The sequence below is a fragment of the Streptomyces sp. NPDC001941 genome, assembly GCF_040296945.1.
Classification (GTDB): Bacteria; Actinomycetota; Actinomycetes; order Streptomycetales; family Streptomycetaceae; genus Streptomyces.
This window is the reverse complement of record NZ_JBEOYE010000060.1, coordinates 1-15,995: the sequence shown is the minus strand read 5'-3', so window position 1 is coordinate 15,995 and position 15,995 is coordinate 1. Positions and strand designations below refer to the sequence as shown.

Sequence of the window (15,995 nt, the reverse complement as noted above, 5' to 3'; positions counted from 1 at the left end):
GGCGTGTGCGGGGGACGGACGTTCGGACGCCGTCACCCGTACGGCGCGTGACCCGGCCGTGCGCGGCTTCGTTGGTGAGGTTGTCCGTGCCATCCAGGGGCGGGCCCGAAAAAACCACGCGTGGCTCCGCTGGAGCGTGTGACGCACCCCTGGTGCGTCGTGGGACCTCGCCCCAGCGCGCGTGACCGGACGGCAGGGGACAGCAGCCCGGTCACCCCATAAGGGCGGTCGGTTCCGGGGACGCCCGGGGCCGACCGCATCCGGTCCGGACGGTTGCGCGGTACGCAGCCGTCCAGCACGATGCGAGAAAAGCCCGAGTCCCTCCCAGCACAAGCCAGTTGACCGTACGGAACACCGCCCGGCGGGGTCCCGTGCGCACCCTCGGAACCAGCACCACAGAGCGGCGCTACCCCCCCGGCGCCGCCTCCGGCACCGGCGCAGCCCTGACGCCGGTGCTGACGGCCAGGGCCCCGCGGACGGGATGTCGGCGGGGCCCTCGCACGTGCTCCCGGCACCGGTCACGGAAGACCGGGGCCTCCGGCTGCGTACCGGCCCTCAGGTCCTCGTCAGCGTCCCGCACGCGTCGGGGGAGCCGGTCGTCGTCGGGAGCGGCTTGCTGCGGTCGTAGGGGTCGACCGGGGTGCCCGACGGGGTCGGACCGGTGGGGGCGTCCGAGGGGAAGCGCGGGTGCAGGAAGCCGTCGTGCGTGCCGCATTCGGAGTTGCCCGTGTCCTGGCTGACCTTGCCCAGCGCCAGCCTGCCGGGCGTCGCCTGGTACTTCGCCGGGTTCAGCGCCTCGAAGTCGATGACCCTGCGCACGATCGTGCGGGCCACCTCCGTGGCGCCCGGGGTCGACTTCACCAGCGGGTAGACGAAGGTGAAGTCGGTGTGGATCGTCAGGCCGCCCTTGCCGTCGGGGGCGTACGTCATCCGGCCGCGCGTCTTCACCACCGGGCCCGCCAGGGTCACCTGCGGGTCGAAGCGGCTGAAGTAGGAGAGCGGGTCGTTGTCCGTGGTCGGGGTGCGCAGCGCGCGGTTCATCCCGTCCAGCTGACCCCGCTGCTTCGGGTCCACCAGTGCCAGCGCCGTCTCCGGGCTGCCGCCGCGCAGCGTCTCCGGGTCCAGGTTCGCGTCGACCAGGAAGTCCTTGGCGCGGGCCAGGGCCTTGGCGACCTCGCCCGCGGACAGGGCGCCGACCGCGCGGGCTGCGGGCAGTTCGATGCCGGCCGCCCCGTCCGCGTACCGCTCGGCGGGCGAGCCGCGGAACGGCTCCTTGAGCGTGGGCTCCTCCGGGTCGTCCGACGGTGGCGGCGCCGAGGGCGCGGCCGTCTCGGGCGGCAGCGCGGACGGCCCGGCGGAGGGCCCGTCGGCCGACACCAGGTCCGTGACCAGCGACGGCTTCATCGCGATCAGCGCCGCCAGCGCGGCGAGCAGCACCCCGACGACCGCGAGCCAGCGGCGCCGGCGGCGCGGGCGGGCGGTCGGGCCGCGCCACGGCGCGGGCTGCTCGGCCTCCTGGCGGAGCCGTTCGGTGACCATACGGGCGCGGGCCGACGGCTCCTTGGGCGCCGACGCGCGGATGTCCCGCTCGCTGTCCTCCAGGAACCGCTGCCAGACGTCGTCCGGGACCGGCTCCTCCCCGGATCCGGATCCGCGCGCGTGCTGCTCGGGCATGGTCGTACTCCGTTCCTTCCCTACGCCCGGGCGCGGCGGCGCGCGGTCGCGAGGACCGCGGCGCCCGCGCCGAGCGCGGCCAGGCCCGCCCCCGTGGCGAGCAGACTGTCCGTGCCGGTGGCCGCGAGGGCCCCGGAACGCGGTGCGGCGCCGCCCGGCGTGCTGCCGGGCGACGGGGTGGCGGTGGCCACGGGAGTGGCCGTGCCGCCGGTCGTACCAGAGTCGCCTCCAGAAGTCCCGCCCTGTGCGGTGGCGTTGAGGAGGATGTACGCCGTGTCGTTGGCGGGGCGGCGGTCGAAGGGCAGTGGGCCGGTCACGGTGACCGTGCCGCGCGCGCCGGGCACCACCCGGTCGGCCTTCAGCGTGAAGGGGAGGCGGAGGTCCGCGTCCTCATGGACGGCGCCGGGGAGCGTACAGGTGTAGCGATTGCCCTGTACCGCGCGGCAGTTGGCGGGGCTCGCCACCGCCCGCGTGCCCTGCGGCAGGCGTACGTCGACGGTGGCGCCGCGCAGGTCCGCGATCCAGGCCGGGCCGCGGTTGCGCACGCCCACGGCGATGCGCACCGTCCCGCCCTCCCCCGGCAGTTCGGCCCGCGCGCCGTACGCCGCGAAGTCCGCCGTGTTGGCCGCCCGCAGCTCGTCGCGCTGCTCCCCGCGTCCCGCCGACTCGCGTGACGTCACCCGCGCCGCCTGCTTCTCGAGGGTGAGGGTTCCCGCACCCCCGCCGCCGGTGAAGCCGAGCGCGGAGCGGGACCGGGCGCCGGGCCCGAGCGCCAGTTCCTCGATCCGATAGACGAACTCCTCGTGGTACGCGTGCCGTTGGGCACGTACGGTCAGCGGCTCGGCCAGCTGGTAGGCGGCGCCCGCCTCGAACACCCCCTCCACCGCGCAGCGCACCGTGGTCCCCGTCGCGTCCTCGTCGTACGCGCAGTTGTCGTAGCGCTGCGGGACGTCCAGGCCGTGCGACCAGCGCAGCGTGAGGAGCACCCCCCGGGCGTCGGCCGCGCCCTCGTTGGCGAAGGTCAGCGCCGCGGGCTGGGACTCGCCGGGCTTCACGTCGCGCTTCAGCCGCAGCGGCTCCATCACCAGGTCGGGGGCGCCCACCGCGACCCGGGTCGAGAGCGGGGCGACGGCGCTCCCGCCGATCGCGCCGGTGGCCCGGACGGTTCCGGTCGCTCCGGGCAACGCGCCTCGGGCCGTGGCGAGTTCGAGCCGCGCCACCGGCCCCGTACCGCTGCCCGTGCACACGCCCTCGGTCCCCGTCAGGACGCAGTGGCCCACGCCCGGGGCGAAGCGCGCCTCGGCGACGCCCGCGAGTCCGCGCAGGTCGAAGGTGACGGTGTACGCGCCGTCGCCCGGCGCGTCGGGGGCGTCGAGGGCCACGTCGAGCGCGGCGCGCACGGGCTCGCCGCTCGCGGGGCGCGGCTGCAGGACGACCTCGGCGGGGCCGGTGAGGGCGGGGGCCGGGTCGGCGGCGTGCGCGGGGGCGGTGGCGGCCGTGGCCGCGAAGGCGAACAGCGCGCCGGCGGCGAGGGCGAGGGCGGGGCGGGTCATGGGGCGGGACCTCGGGCGTGTGGGCAGGTGCGGGGGGCCGGGTGTTCGACCGCGCCGGGCGGGCGGAGGTTGTACGGCGGAAGATCACGATGCGGGAACGGTCGGGGCGGGGCGGGGCGGCCGACCCCGGAGACGGACCCGCGCCGGGCACGGAAGGCGCGGATGCGCCCAAAAGCACCGAGTGACGCAGGCCACATAAATTCTGTGTGAGTTGATGTACAACCAATTGCGCAGGTCACGGGTCATGCAATGCGAAACACCGGCCCCACCCGTGACGCCCCCACCCCGGGGAGGGCCTCCGGAACCGTGCCGTGCACCCAACGGCCCGCCAGAACTCTCCCGAGGTCTTGATGAAGCTCCGCCGCGCGATAGCGGTCGCCGCCGCGACCGCCGCCATCGCCCCCGCCGCTCTGCTCGCCGCCCCGGCCGCGTTCGCCACCGAGGGCGCGGGCGCCGCCACGGTCTCCACCTCCGGGTCGGAGGGGACCCCGGAGAACCCGGAGACCGACAAGCCCGCCGACAAGCCCGCGGACAAGCCCTCCGAGGGCGAGAAGCCGGGCGACAAGCCGGGCGAGGACGCGGGGAAGCCCGGTACGGAGAAGCCCGGTGAGAAGCCGGGTGCGGAGAAGCCCGGCGACAAGCCCGGCAAGCCCGCCGACGAGACGAAGCCGAAGCCCGAGCCGAAGCCCGGGGACGAGGACGAAGAGGGCGACGACGAGCCCGTCTGCGAGACCGAGCCGGTCGAGCTGAAGCTCTCGATCACCGGCCTGCCCGGCAAGATCGCCGCGGGCAGCGGCTGGCACAAGTTCAAGGTGAACGTCTTCAACCCGTCGAAGACCACGACGGTCAAGAACATCGCGTACTTCGCCGGCGCCTCGGCCGACAAGGACGGCGTCGAGCTCTTCAAGACCAAGAAGGTCGAGCTCCAGGCGTACAACCCGGACGCGAAGAAGTGGGAGCGCCTCGACGAGGACGGCCAGGCCGTCGGCTACGTCGGCGAGAGCGACGCGCTCAAGCCCGGCTACGAGGTCGACATCCCGCTGCGCGTCAACGTCAAGGCGAACGCCCCGGTGGGCGACGGCTTCACGCTCGGCGCGGGCTTCGCCCTGGATGAGGAGACGGGCTGCGTCACGGCCGGCGGCCAGACCGCGTACCGCTTCAAGATCGTGAAGTCCGGCACGGACACCGAGGGCACCAAGCCCCAGGAGGGCGGCAAGACGCCCATTCCGAACAAGAAGCCCGCGCCCGGCACCAACAGCAACATGACCGGCAACCTCGCCGAGACCGGCTCCTCCTCCGCCCTCCCCGCCATCGGCATCACCGGTGGCGTGGCGGTCCTGGCGGGCGCCGGGGTCGTCTTCGCGCTGAAGCGCCGCAAGGGTGACGCGACCGCGTAACCCCCACAGACCGGAAGGGGCGCTGCACTCGGAGGGGGGTGCAGCGCCCCTTCCGCACGTCCGGCGCCCTTTCGCACGTCCGGCGCTCCTACTACTCCCCCGCCTCCGCCCGCCGCACCTGCGGCATCCCCAGGAACGGCAGCCGCAGGGCGCCGAAGGCGTCCGCCGGGACCGCCGGGGACTTCGGCTCGACCGCCGCCAGGCGCACGTACGCCCCGCCCTGCTCCGGGCGCTGGTCCGGCTCGCCCTTGTTGGGCCAGAAGGACATGGCCCGCTCGGCCTGCGCGGTGATCGTGAGGGACGGGTTCACGCCGAGGTTCGCGGAGACCGCCGAGCCGTCGACGACGGACAGGCCGGGGTGTCCGTACGCGCGGTGGTACGGGTCGATGACCCCGGTCTCCGCGGAGTCGCCGATCACGCAGCCGCCCAGGAAGTGCGCAGTGAGCGGGGTGCCCATCAGCTCGCCGACGTTGGACCCGGCGAAGCCGTTGATCTCGGCGGCGAGCAGCGAGGCCGCCCGGGTGCCCGCCTCGATCTGCTTGGGGTTGGGCGCGCCATGGCCCTGACGGGCCGTCAACAGGCCCTTGCCGATGCCGTCCTGCTTGCGGTAGGTGGTCAGCGAGTTGTCCAGGGACTGCATCACCAGGCCGATGATGGTCCGCTCCGACCAGCGGTAGTTGGAGAGCGAGCGCACCGCGAGGGTGGGGTGCCGGGCGACGTTGCCGAGCCAGGAGCGCACCCGGTTGACGCCGTAGGGGACCTGGAGGACGGAGAGGGCGCCCATCGCGTTGGAGCCCTTGCCGTAGCGCACCGGCTCGATGTGGGTGCTGGCGTCGGGGTGGATGGAGGACGTGATGGCCACGCCCTTCCAGAACTCCGCCTTCGCCGCGCCGTGCTTGTGCCGGTAGCGGCGGTCGGTGGTCTGCGAGCCGACCAGGGCCTCGGAGTTGGTGCGGGTGAGGTGGCCGAGCCGGTCCGAGAGCCGGGGCAGCACGCCCTCGTCGCGCATCCGGTGCAGCAGGGTCTGGGTGCCGTACGTGCCGGCGGCGACGACCACGTTGCGGGCCCGCAGCACGCGCGGCGCGGCCTTGCGCCGGTCGGTGGGGACGGTCACGACCTCGAAGCCCGCGCCGGTGTCGCGCACCGAGGTGACCGTGGTCATCGGGTGGACCACGGCCCCGGCCTTCTCGGCGAGGTAGAGGTAGTTCTCGTTGAGGGTGTTCTTGGCGCCGTGGCGGCAGCCGGTCATGCACTCGCCGCACTCGGTGCAGGCCCGCCGGGAGGGGCCCGCGCCGCCGAAGTAGGGGTCGGCGACCTCCTTGCCGGGGCGGGTCCTCGACGTGCCGTCGGCGTCCTCGCCGTCGCCGAAGAAGACGCCGACCGGGGCCAGGTGGAAGGTGTCCCCCACGCCCATCGCCTGGGCGGTGGCCTTCAGGTGGACGTCGGAGGGCGTCATGGTCGGGTTGAGCCGCACCCCGAGCATCCGCTTGGCCTGGTCGTAGTACGGGGCCAGCTCCTCCTGCCAGTCGGTGACGCCGGCCCACTGCGGATCCTCGAAGAACGCCTTCGGCGGTACGTAGAGGGTGTTGGCGTAGTTGAGCGAACCGCCGCCCACCCCCGCGCCCGCGAGCACCATCACGTTGCCCAGCAGGTGGACGCGCTGGATGCCGTACAGGCCGAGCGCGGGCGCCCACAGGTAGTTCTTCACGTCCCAGGAGTTGCGGGGCAGCGTGGCGCGGGTGAAGCGGCGGCCCGCCTCCAGGACGCCGACGCGGTAGCCCTTCTCGGTCAGCCGCAGGGCCGAGACCGAGCCGCCGAAGCCCGATCCGACGACGAGGACGTCGTAGTCGTACGAGGGGTCGTCCGCATTCTGGGCAGGGGGTACCTGCGTCATGGCTCTCCTTGAACGAAGCGCGTACGTGTACGGGTACGGGCACGACGGGCCGCCGCGGGTGCGGCGGGGCCTCAGCGCAGCCGCAGGGCCTTCATCGCCTTCAGCGAGCGGGTCATGAACGCCGCGTACTTCTCGTCGTCCATGCCGAACGACGGGGCGAGCGGGATCAGCCGCTGCTGGGCGACGGTCTGCGCCTCGGTGTACTTGAGGATGCCCTCGGAGCCGTGCCGGCGGCCGAGGCCGGAGTCCTTCATGCCGCCCATCGGCGACTGCACGCTGCCGTAGGCGGGCGCGTACCCCTCGTTGATGTTGACGGTGCCGGTGCGCAGCCGGGCGGCGACCGCGTGCCCGCGCCGGGAGTCCTTGGTCCACACCGAGGAGTTGAGGCCGTACGCGGTGGCGTTGGCGGCCTCGACGACCTCGTCCTCGTCGCTGAAGCGGTAGATCGAGACGACCGGTCCGAAGGTCTCCTCGCCGCACACCGCCATCGGCGCCTCGACGTCCTCCAGGATGGTCGGCTCGTAGAACAGCGGGCCGATGTCGGGCCGCGCCACGCCGCCCGCGACCAGCCGGGCGCCCTTGGCGACGGCCTCCTCGACGTGCCGGGTGACGGTCTCCAGCTGGCGCTCGCCGACCAGCGAGCCCATGTCGGCGCCGTACGCCAGGGACTTGCCCAGCCGCATGGCCCTGGTCCGGGCGGCGAACCGCTCCACGAACGCGTCGGCGACCGACTCGTGCACGTACAGCCGCTCGATGGAGATGCACAGCTGCCCGGCGGAGGAGAAGCAGGCCCGCACCGCGCCCGCTGCGGCCTTCTCCACGTCCGCGTCGGCCAGCACCAGCATCGCGTTCTTGCCGCCGAGTTCGAGGGAGACGCCGACCAGGCGGGCGGCGGCGCCCTGGGCGACCTCGCGGCCGGTGCGGGTGGAGCCGGTGAAGGAGACGTAGTCGGCGTGCCGGACGACCTCGGGGCCGACCACCGGGCCCTCGCCCAGGACGACCTGGAAGACCTCGGCGGGCAGGCCCGCCTCGACCAGCAGGTCGCGGGCCCACAGGGCGGTGAGCGCGGTCTCGGTGTCGGGCTTCATGACGACCGCGTTGCCCGAGACGAAGGCGGGCAGGGCGTCGCCGACGGAGAGCTCCAGCGGGTAGTTCCAGGGCGCGATCTGGCCCACCACCCCGCGCGGCTGGCGCAGTTCGGTGACCTTGGTCAGGGTCGGTACGACCCCGGTGTGCCGCTTCGGCTTCAGGTAGGCGGCGGCGCGGCGGCCGTAGTGGCGGGCGGCCACGGCGACGGCCTGGACCTCCTCGTGCGCGTGCAGCCGGGCCTTGCCGGTCTCCAGCTGGATCAGGTCGAGGACCTCGGACTGGCGCTGGAGGACCAGGTCGTGGAAGCGCAGCAGGACGGCGGCGCGCTCGCGCACGGGCAGGGCGGCCCAGACGGGCTGGGCGGCGCGGGCCCGCTCGAAGGCCTCCGCGACGTCCTCGGGCGTGGACTCGGGCAGGTCGGCCAGCTTCTCCCCGGTGAAGGGGGTGTGGTTGGCGGTGCGCCCGGAGCCGGTGACGCCGCCCGCGAGCCGGGCGACCACCTCCGGCGTGACCACGTCGGCGGCGGTGCGGGCACCGGCCGGGGCGGGGGCTATCGGGTTCGTACCGGGCGTGGCGGCAGCCTGCGAGTCCGTCATGGGGGCGAGCGTATGCCCCTCGGAGGGCCTTGGGTACCCGTCGGTAACGAGTTTTCGCCGACCCGCCGACCGCGCCAGCGATCGCTGGCTCCATAACCGCTGATCAGGGGCTCGTTCCCGGTCGCACCCGAATTCCGGCGGCGTGGCCGGGAAGCGGCCGGCCGGGTCAGGGACCCTGGATCGACAGCCCCGCGCGCACCTCGTCGAACAGCTTCCGACCGTCCTCGGCCGCCGTGCCCGCCGCGGGCGACTTGACCCGCATCTGCCAGTAGACGCCGTTCTTCCCCGGGATCAGCAGCTCGTGGTAGCGGTAGCGCACCGGGTCCTCGTCGCTGCTGCTGGTGTTGTACGGGAGGAAGTCGGTGACCAGTTCGCCGGCCTTCCTGCCCTGATGCTCGGTGGCCGTCAGGGTCACCTTGGCGTCCTTCATCTCCAGCTCGTTGCGCCCGCCCCGCTCGTAACGGGCCTTCCACGCCTCGCCCTCGGGGCCCGGGTCGTCCTTGCGGTTCCCGGCCCTGGTGTCGGTGCGCCAGAAGTCGATCTCGAAGACGCCGCTGGGGTCCCTGAACCAGACCGCCCCGTCGTCGGCGCTCTGCGCGCGCTTGTAGTCCTTCGGCACCGCCACGTCCGCCTGGAGCACCTCGCTCTCCGGCCGCACCTGCCAGCCGTCGGGGAGCTGGTGGCCCGCGAACGGGTTCGCCAGCAGCAGCACCAGCGCGACCGCCACCGCCACCACCCCGGCGAGCAGCCCGTACTGCCGCCCCCGGTGACCAGCCAGGACCGGCGGTACCCAGCGGCTGCCCCCGGCGCCCGTGGTGGCGCCCTGCAGCAGCCGGGTGGCGGCGGCCGACGGGGCAGGGTGCGCCACCGACTCCAGGACCTCGCGGGCCTCGGCCGCCGTCGGCCGCGCCGCCGGGTCCTTGCGCAGCAGCCGCATCACCAGCGTGCCCAGCGCGCCGACGGCCCGGGACGGGACCTGGGGCTCGGCGGAGAGCACCGCCTGGAGCGTAGCCGGCGTGTGCGAGCGGCGGTAGGGGGAGACGCCCTCCACGGCCGCGTACAGCACCACGCCCAGCGACCACAGGTCCGACTCGGGGCCCGGCCGCTGCCCCAGCACCCGCTCGGGCGCGATGTACTCGGGCGAGCCGACGAACGCCCCGGTCTCGGTGAGCCCCTGCTCGCCCTCCACCTGGGCGATGCCGAAGTCGGTGAGGACGACCCGGTCGCCCCGGCCCAGCAGTACGTTGTCGGGCTTGACGTCCCGGTGCAGCACGCCCGCCTCGTGGGCGGCGGCCAGCGCGCCGAGCACCGCCAGGCCGATGCGGGCGGCCTCGCGCGGGTCCAGGGTGCCCTCCTGGAGGCGGTCGCCGAGCGACTGGCCGCGCACCAGCTCCATGACCACCCAGGGCTTGCCGTCCTCCACGACGACGTCGTGCATGGTGACGACGGAGGGGTGCTCGATGCGGGCCGCGGCCCGCGCCTCGCGCTGCATGCGCAGGTGGACGTTGGTGCGCTCGCGCTCGCCCAGGTGGTCCGGCACGCGCGGCTCCTTGACGGCCACGTCACGGTCGACGACCTCGTCGTGGGCCCGCCAGACCGTGCCCATGCCGCCGTGCCCGAGCCGCGACACCAGCCGGTAGCGGCCCCCGATGGTCCGCCCCGGTCCCGCCTCCGGCACGGGGGACGCCTGGTGGACCGGGGTGTGCCGGGCGGGCTCGTGGGCGCCCGGCTGCGGCGGGACCGGCGGCTGGAGTCCGTAGCTGGTCGGCTCGTTCACTCGTCCCCCGTCATTCGTCATGTGCACATCCTCGCGAAGCACGGGTGCACCCGCCACCGGTTGCGACGGGTGTGGCAGCGGCCACTCGCGCCCCCTCCGCCACCCGCGCCCCGGCTCAGGACCCGACCCGGAAGGAGTCGAGGACGGTGTCGAAGTACCGCCGCGCCTCGGGCAGTCGGCCGGTCGGCGCGGACACCCACACGTCGTACATCCACCCTCCCTCGTCCCAGGCGATGTCCATGGTGTGCCGAGCCCCCTCGGCCTTGTCGTAGCCGTTCCAGGTGAACTCCCAGAGGGCGGCGGTCCGTCCGTTGTGCGTGGTGGGCGTGACCGATCCGTTGCGGTAACCGGGGTTCGTGTCCGCCCCGTTGGCATCGGAGATCCGCATCGCGCCGAGCGGCCCGCTGGAGACCTTCGGGTGCAGGCGGATGCCGATGCGGAAGGTCTTGCCCGCCGACATGTAGAAGACCCGGCCGTCCTTGTCGGTGGAGCGCCCGAACTCCTCGGGCACGGCCAGCGAGTAGCCCTGCTCCTCGCGCACCGCGCGGTAGCCGTCGGGGGCGTCGGCGGGCGCGTCCGTGCCGGCGGACGGCTCCGGCGCGCGCGAAGGGGGTGCGGAGGAGGGAGGCGCGGAGGACGGGGGTACGGAGCGGGCGGGCGCGGAGGAGGACGCCCGGGACGGCGTACCGCCGGGCTTGGCGTCCGTGCCCGTGCCCGTGCTCGTCCCCGGCGCGGCGGGAGTGCGTCCGCCGCCGCCGTCGTGCAGCAGCACCGCGGCCGACGCGCCCGCCCCGGCGAGCACCAGCGCCAGCGCCCCGGCCACCAGCGCGAGGCGGCGCGGGGGGCGGCGCTCCGGGCCGCCGGAGCCGTCGCCCGGGACGGTCGGCGAGGTCGGGGCCGTCGAGGCGACCGGGGTGGAACTCGTCGGCGCGTACGGCAGTGACACGGACGGTTGTGACACGGACGGCTGTGACCCGGAGGGATGCGGGTTGGACGGCTGAGGGGCAGGTGGTCGAGGGGTGGGCGGTTGGGGGACGTACGGATGTGGAGTGGACGGTTGCGAGGGGGGCGGCGGCGGGGTGTGCGCCGCAGGGGTGTGCGGTTCCGGCGCGTGCCGCCCGCCGCCGGGCGGTACGTACAGCGTCGGCGGGTGCGGCACCGGCTCCCCGGACCGCCCCTGCGCCACCTCCCGCAGCAGCCGTTCCGCCCGCTCCCCGTCCCACCTGGCCCCCGGGTCCCGCTCCAGCAGACCCCGTACCACGGGCAGCAGCGGTCCCGCGGCCTCGGGCGGCCGGATCTCGCCCTCCACCACCGCGTGCACCACCCCGCCCAGCGAGTCCCTGCGGAACGGCGACTCCCCGCTCACCAGCTCGCACAGCAGCACGCCGAGCGACCACAGGTCGGCGGACGCGTCGGCCGGGGCCCCCTGCATCCGCTCCGGCGCCGTGTACTCGGGCGTGCCGACGAACGCGCCGGTCTCGGTCAGGGTGGCCGCCCCGGCGAACCGCGCGATGCCGAAGTCGGTGAGCACCACCCGCCCGGTCGCCGCCTCCACCAGCACGTTGGCGGGCTTCAGGTCGCGGTGGAAGACGCCCAGCGCGTGCGCCGCCCGCAGCGCACCGGCCAGCGCGAGCCCGGTCCCGGCCGCCTCCGCCACCGGCAACGGGCCACGCGAGGCCAGCAGTTCGCCCAGGGTGGCGCCCTCGACCAGCTCCATCACCAGGTACGGCCGCCCCGCCTCGGCCACCACGTCGTGCACCACCACCACGTGCGGGTGGCGCACCCGGGCCACCGCGCGGGCCTCGCGCAGGATCGTGTCGGTCGCGTCGGCGCCCGCCCGCTCCACGTGCAGTTCCTTGACCGCGACGCTCCGGCCGAGCAGTTCGTCGTACGCGCGGCGGACCGTGCCCATGCCGCCGCGCCCCAAGGGGTCCTCGACGCGGTACCGCCCCGCGATCAGGCGCGCCCCGCCGTCCCCCGTGTGCTCGGACACTGCCACTCCCCCTCGTCGGGCCCGTCCCCGGGCCGCGTCAGGCGCCCTTGGGCCGCCAGCTGCGCAGCATCACGTCGAACTGCTGGCGCGTGGTGTCCCAGTCCTCCTGAGGACCGGACATGTAGAGCGCGTACTCGGTTCCGTCGTCCGCGTAGTAGACCTGGTCGATCGCGCGCCGCGGGCCCGGATGGTCCTTCTCCTCGGACCAGGTGAACTCCCACAGACAGGACTTGACCTGGTCGCGGAAGGTGTTGGAGTGCAAGGTCATCCGCTGGTACTGCGGCAGCCGCTTCCGCAGGCTCTTCTCCACGTCCAGCATGTGCACGTAGGGGTTCTCGAAGTCCGGCGAGCCGTCCACGCTGATCCGGATGCGGTGGCGGCCGTTGTCCGGGGTGTAGTCGATCTGGTTGCCGTCCAGCTGCCGCTTCCAGCCCTTGGGCACCAGCAGGCTGAAGCCCTCCGGGTCGCGCACCCGGTGCCAGCCGGCCGGCACCTCGTCGCCGCCCGCGGTGTCCGCGGTGTTCCCGGACGACTTCCGCGGCGCCGGGCTGGTCTCGCCGCCGCCGGTCGTCGCGCCGCCGGACGAGGCCGAACCGCGCTCCCGGTCGCGGTCGGCGTAGTACATGCCCGCGAGGCCCGCGCCGGTGCCGACCACCGCGGCGAGCAGCACCACGAGCACGGCGGTGCGCCAGCGGCGCCCCGGGCGCCCGGCGGCGGGAGCGGGGGCGGACGTGGTGGGCGGGCCGGGCAGCCGTCCGGTGGGCAGCGCGGCGCGCGCGTCCAGGTCGGAGAGGCGCTGGGTGGGCACGTACGCCTGCGCGGCCGCCGGCGCCCGGCCCTCCATCGCGTCCAGCAGCATCCGCTCGACCTCGGCCGCGCCGGGCCGCTCGTCGGGCTCCTTGCGCAGCAGCGCGGAGATGACCGGGCCGAGCGCGCCCGCCCGCGGCGCGACCGGCGGCTCCTCGGTCACCACGGCCTGCATGGTCTCGATCGGCGAGGTCCGCCGGAACGGCGACTCGCCCTGCACCGCCGCGTACAGCGTCGCGCCCAGCGACCACAGGTCCGAGGCCGGTCCCGGGGCGCCGCCGCGCACCCGCTCGGGCGCCAGGTAGTCGATGGAGCCGACGATCTCGCCGGTGCGGGTGATGGTGGAGTCGCCCTCGATGGCGGCGATCCCGAAGTCCGTGATCAGCACCCGGCCGTCGCGCGCCAGCAGCACGTTGGCCGGCTTCACGTCGCGGTGCAGCACGCCCGCGCCGTGCGCCGCGCGCAGCGCGCCGAGCACGTGCAGCCCGACCCGGGCGGCCTCGCGCGGGTCCAGGCTGCCGCGCTCCTTGGCCGCCTCGGCGAGCGAGGGCCCGTCCACGTACTGCATCACGATCCACGGCCGGTCGTCGTGCTCAAGGACGTCGTGGACGGTGACCACGCTGGGGTGCGTGATGCGGGCGGCGGCGCGGGCCTCCTTGCGCGTGCGCTCGACCAGGACGACCCGGTCGGCCTCCGACGCGTACCGACCGGCCGTCAGTTCCTTGACGGCGACGATCCGGTGCAGGACCTCGTCGTGCGCCCGCCAGACCTTGCCCATGCCACCGCTGCCGATGGACTCGCTGAGCCGGTAGCGCCCGGCGAGCACCAGGCCGTGACCCGCGCCCTGAGGTGTCGATGACTGTTCCACTTGCCCCCGCCCGTTCCTTCGACTGCCAGGTTACGGAGGACAGGGCGCGGGGCGGAACATCGGGGCGGCCAAGGAAACCTCACTGTGATGCGTCAGCGGGTCGCCTTGTACGAGTTCGTGGCCTGCGCATACGCCTCCGACACCTTGTCCCGTTGCGCGTCCGGACCGATCACCTGCACCACGTGGTAACGCCCTCCGACCAACATCGCCAGATTGCGCACGAAAACTTCACGCCCGCTCGCGTCCTGCCAGGTGAACTGCCCCTCAGCCATGTGCTGCTGGCCCACGTCGATGGTGCGCAGCCCGCTGGCGCTGGCCCAGGCCGAGTCGCGCCAGGGCTGCAGCTCGCGCTCCTTGGTGCGCTGGTAGGCCATCGGGTCGCTGCCACCGCTCTGCACGGTGTCCCGGCCGGGCACCACGATCAGCGTGAAGTCGCCGTTGGTGTAGCGCACTTGCCCGGCGTCGTTGATCGGGCTGCGCCGCCAGTTCTTGTCCACGGCCAGCTGGAAGCCCTCGGGGTCCTTGCGCAGCACGTAACCGGCGGCCACCGTCGGCGAGGGCCCCTGCGGGGTCGCCGCGGGCGGCTGCTCCGGCTGCGGCGAGCGCGTCGACTCCTGCGGCTGCGGCTGGGGTTGCTGCGACTGCCCGGGCCGGTCCGGCTGCTCGCTCCCCGCGCCACTGGTCCCCTCGTTCCTGGGCAGGAACAGCATCGCGTACGCCACGGCCGCCGCCAGGAGCAGCAGTATCAACAGGAGCAGCATCCGGCCCAGCGAGCGCGGCTTGCGGTTCGGCGGCCGCTCGGCGACCTCCCTGACCTCCCTGACCTCACGCTCGGCCCGCCGGGAGCGCTCCTTGACCTTCTTGTGCCGGTGCCGTCCGTGCGCGTCGGACGCTCCGGCCCGCCGCTTGCGCACCAGTTCGCCCCGGCGCCGCACGATCGGCAGCTTGCTGCCGTCGGTCGGCGCGGACGGCAGCGGTACGACCCCGATGCCCGCGTCCGGCTCCGGCGCCGAGCGGATCAGCGAGCGCAGCCAGCCGCGCAGCTCCTCGAAGTCGGGCCGCTCGGTGGGGTCCTGGCGCAGCAGCGACTCCACGACCGGGCGCAGCGGGCCGCAGTCCTCGGCGAACGCGGGCGGTTCCGCGCACACCAGCTGGACCAGCTCCGCCGCGTTCTCCTCCGGGTAGGGGGCGTGGCCCTGGACGGCGCGGTAGAGCAGCGCACCCAGCGCCCACAGGTCGGTGGCCGGGCCGATCGGCGGGGCCAGCTGCCAGGTGTCGTGCACCGGTCCGGCCTGTTCGGGCGCCCAGCGCTCGGTGACCGCGCCGACCACGGCGATCCGGGCGAGCCTGGCCCGTTCGGCCTCGCGCGGGGTGGCCGGGCCGCGGAAGGCCGGGGCACCGCCCGCGCCCACGACCTCGTCCCAGCGCCCGGTGGCCGGGACCTGGGCGGGCAGCGGCTGCGCGGGGGCGGGCAGGCGGCGCTGGGCGTCGGCGCGCAGGGCGTCCGTGCGGAAGCCCCCGGTGCCGCCGGCGGGGACGGGGCCGGCGCCCTCGGGTCCGCCGGGTCCGTCGCTCCAGGAGCCGGTCAGGTGGACGCTGCGGGGCGCCTCGCCGTCGTCGCCCCGCTCGTCGTGCTCCTCGTGCTCGTCGCCGTACGCCTCGTGCTCGTCGTACGCGCCGTCGGGCCCGGGCGCCCGGTCGGGCGCCTGCGACCACCAGGCGGGCTCGGGGGCGCCGGAGCCGGCGGCCGGGGAGGGCGGCGCCTCTTTCTCGTACCGCGGCTCGTCGTCATGCGTCTCGTCGTACGGCATCTCGTCGTACGGCGTCTTCTCGTACGGCGTCTTCTCGTACGGGTTGATGGCACCGCTGCCGTAGGAACCGGCGGCGGGCGGCCGGGGCACGGACGCGCCGGGAGCGGCGGGCCCGCGGTGGAGGCGCGTGGTGCTCTCGTCCTCGTCGCCGGGAACGCCACCGGGGGCGTACGGGTCCCGGGGGTACGGCTCTTGGGCGTACGGATCCGGGGCGTACGACTCCGGCCCGTAGGGGTCAGGGGCGTAGGGGTCCTCGGCGTACGGGTCCCGGGCGTGCGTGCCCTCCTGGCCCTCCGGCTCCTGCTGTCCGTACGGCTGCTCCGGCTCCTGCTGTCCGTACGGCTGTTCCGACCCGTACGGCTGCTCCCCCTCCGGGTACGGCTCCCCCTGCCCGTACTGCTCCTCCTGTCCGTACGGCTCGCGCGCGTACGGGACCGGGACGCCCGGCTGGTACGGGTCCCCGGCGTCCGGCGCCGCGCCCGGCTCGCTCGCGGCGGCGCGGGCCGCGGCCGCGCGGGCCCCGGCCCGGTAGGCGG

General features: G+C 74.8%; 9 protein-coding genes. 1 reads left to right on the top strand and 8 read right to left on the bottom strand.

The window, feature by feature from the left end; genetic code table 11:
• Positions 1-555: 555 nt before the first annotated feature.
• Positions 556-1,674, bottom strand: a complete 1,119-nt coding sequence (locus ABT160_RS31575) for a hypothetical protein (protein WP_351651351.1) — start codon at positions 1,672-1,674, stop codon at positions 556-558.
• A 20-nt stretch (positions 1,675-1,694) separates the two neighbouring features.
• Entirely contained in the window at positions 1,695-3,227 is a 1,533-nt protein-coding gene (locus tag ABT160_RS31570; protein WP_351651350.1) for a peptidase, read from the bottom strand.
• A gap of 350 nt (positions 3,228-3,577) precedes the next feature.
• On the opposite strand from ABT160_RS31570, the gene ABT160_RS31565 reads away from it, so the two are divergent.
• Positions 3,578-4,624: an LPXTG cell wall anchor domain-containing protein gene (locus ABT160_RS31565; protein WP_351651349.1), complete on the top strand. Its 1,047-nt coding sequence runs from the start codon at positions 3,578-3,580 to the stop codon at positions 4,622-4,624.
• A gap of 91 nt (positions 4,625-4,715) precedes the next feature.
• Here the strand turns inward: ABT160_RS31565 and ABT160_RS31560 are convergent, their stop codons facing one another.
• The 6 genes from ABT160_RS31560 to ABT160_RS31535 all read right to left on the bottom strand — a co-directional run.
• A complete protein-coding gene (locus ABT160_RS31560; RefSeq protein ID WP_351651348.1) occupies positions 4,716-6,518 on the bottom strand; it encodes a GMC oxidoreductase in 1,803 nt (600 codons plus the stop codon).
• Positions 6,519-6,589: 71 nt separating this feature from the next.
• The gene (locus ABT160_RS31555; protein ID WP_351651347.1) at positions 6,590-8,203 is read right to left on the bottom strand and encodes a succinic semialdehyde dehydrogenase; all 1,614 of its coding nucleotides are present in this window, start codon (positions 8,201-8,203) and stop codon (positions 6,590-6,592) included.
• A gap of 166 nt (positions 8,204-8,369) precedes the next feature.
• Complete coding sequence (locus ABT160_RS31550; RefSeq protein ID WP_351651346.1) at positions 8,370-10,001, bottom strand: serine/threonine-protein kinase; 1,632 nt, start codon at positions 9,999-10,001, stop codon at positions 8,370-8,372.
• Positions 10,002-10,095: 94 nt separating this feature from the next.
• Positions 10,096-11,973, bottom strand: coding sequence for a serine/threonine-protein kinase (locus tag ABT160_RS31545; RefSeq protein WP_351651345.1), 1,878 nt, complete (start codon positions 11,971-11,973; stop codon positions 10,096-10,098).
• Positions 11,974-12,010: 37 nt separating this feature from the next.
• Positions 12,011-13,648, bottom strand: coding sequence for a serine/threonine-protein kinase (locus tag ABT160_RS31540; RefSeq protein WP_351651344.1), 1,638 nt, complete (start codon positions 13,646-13,648; stop codon positions 12,011-12,013).
• Between the two features lie 92 nt (positions 13,649-13,740).
• The coding region (locus ABT160_RS31535; protein WP_351651343.1) for a serine/threonine kinase C-terminal domain-containing protein at positions 13,741-15,995 on the bottom strand (2,255 nt) is incomplete at its 5' end.

Bases quoted from the DNA above. Each gene is read 5' to 3' on its own strand.
- ABT160_RS31560 (WP_351651348.1), bottom strand. From the start codon at position 6,518: ATGACGCAGGTACCCCCTGCCCAGAATGCGGACGACCCCTCGTACGAC.
- ABT160_RS31575 (WP_351651351.1), bottom strand. From the start codon at position 1,674: ATGCCCGAGCAGCACGCGCGCGGATCCGGATCCGGGGAGGAGCCGGTC.
- ABT160_RS31550 (WP_351651346.1), bottom strand. From the start codon at position 10,001: ATGACGAATGACGGGGGACGAGTGAACGAGCCGACCAGCTACGGACTC.
- ABT160_RS31555 (WP_351651347.1), bottom strand. From the start codon at position 8,203: ATGACGGACTCGCAGGCTGCCGCCACGCCCGGTACGAACCCGATAGCC.
- ABT160_RS31565 (WP_351651349.1), top strand. From the start codon at position 3,578: ATGAAGCTCCGCCGCGCGATAGCGGTCGCCGCCGCGACCGCCGCCATC.
- ABT160_RS31570 (WP_351651350.1), bottom strand. From the start codon at position 3,227: ATGACCCGCCCCGCCCTCGCCCTCGCCGCCGGCGCGCTGTTCGCCTTC.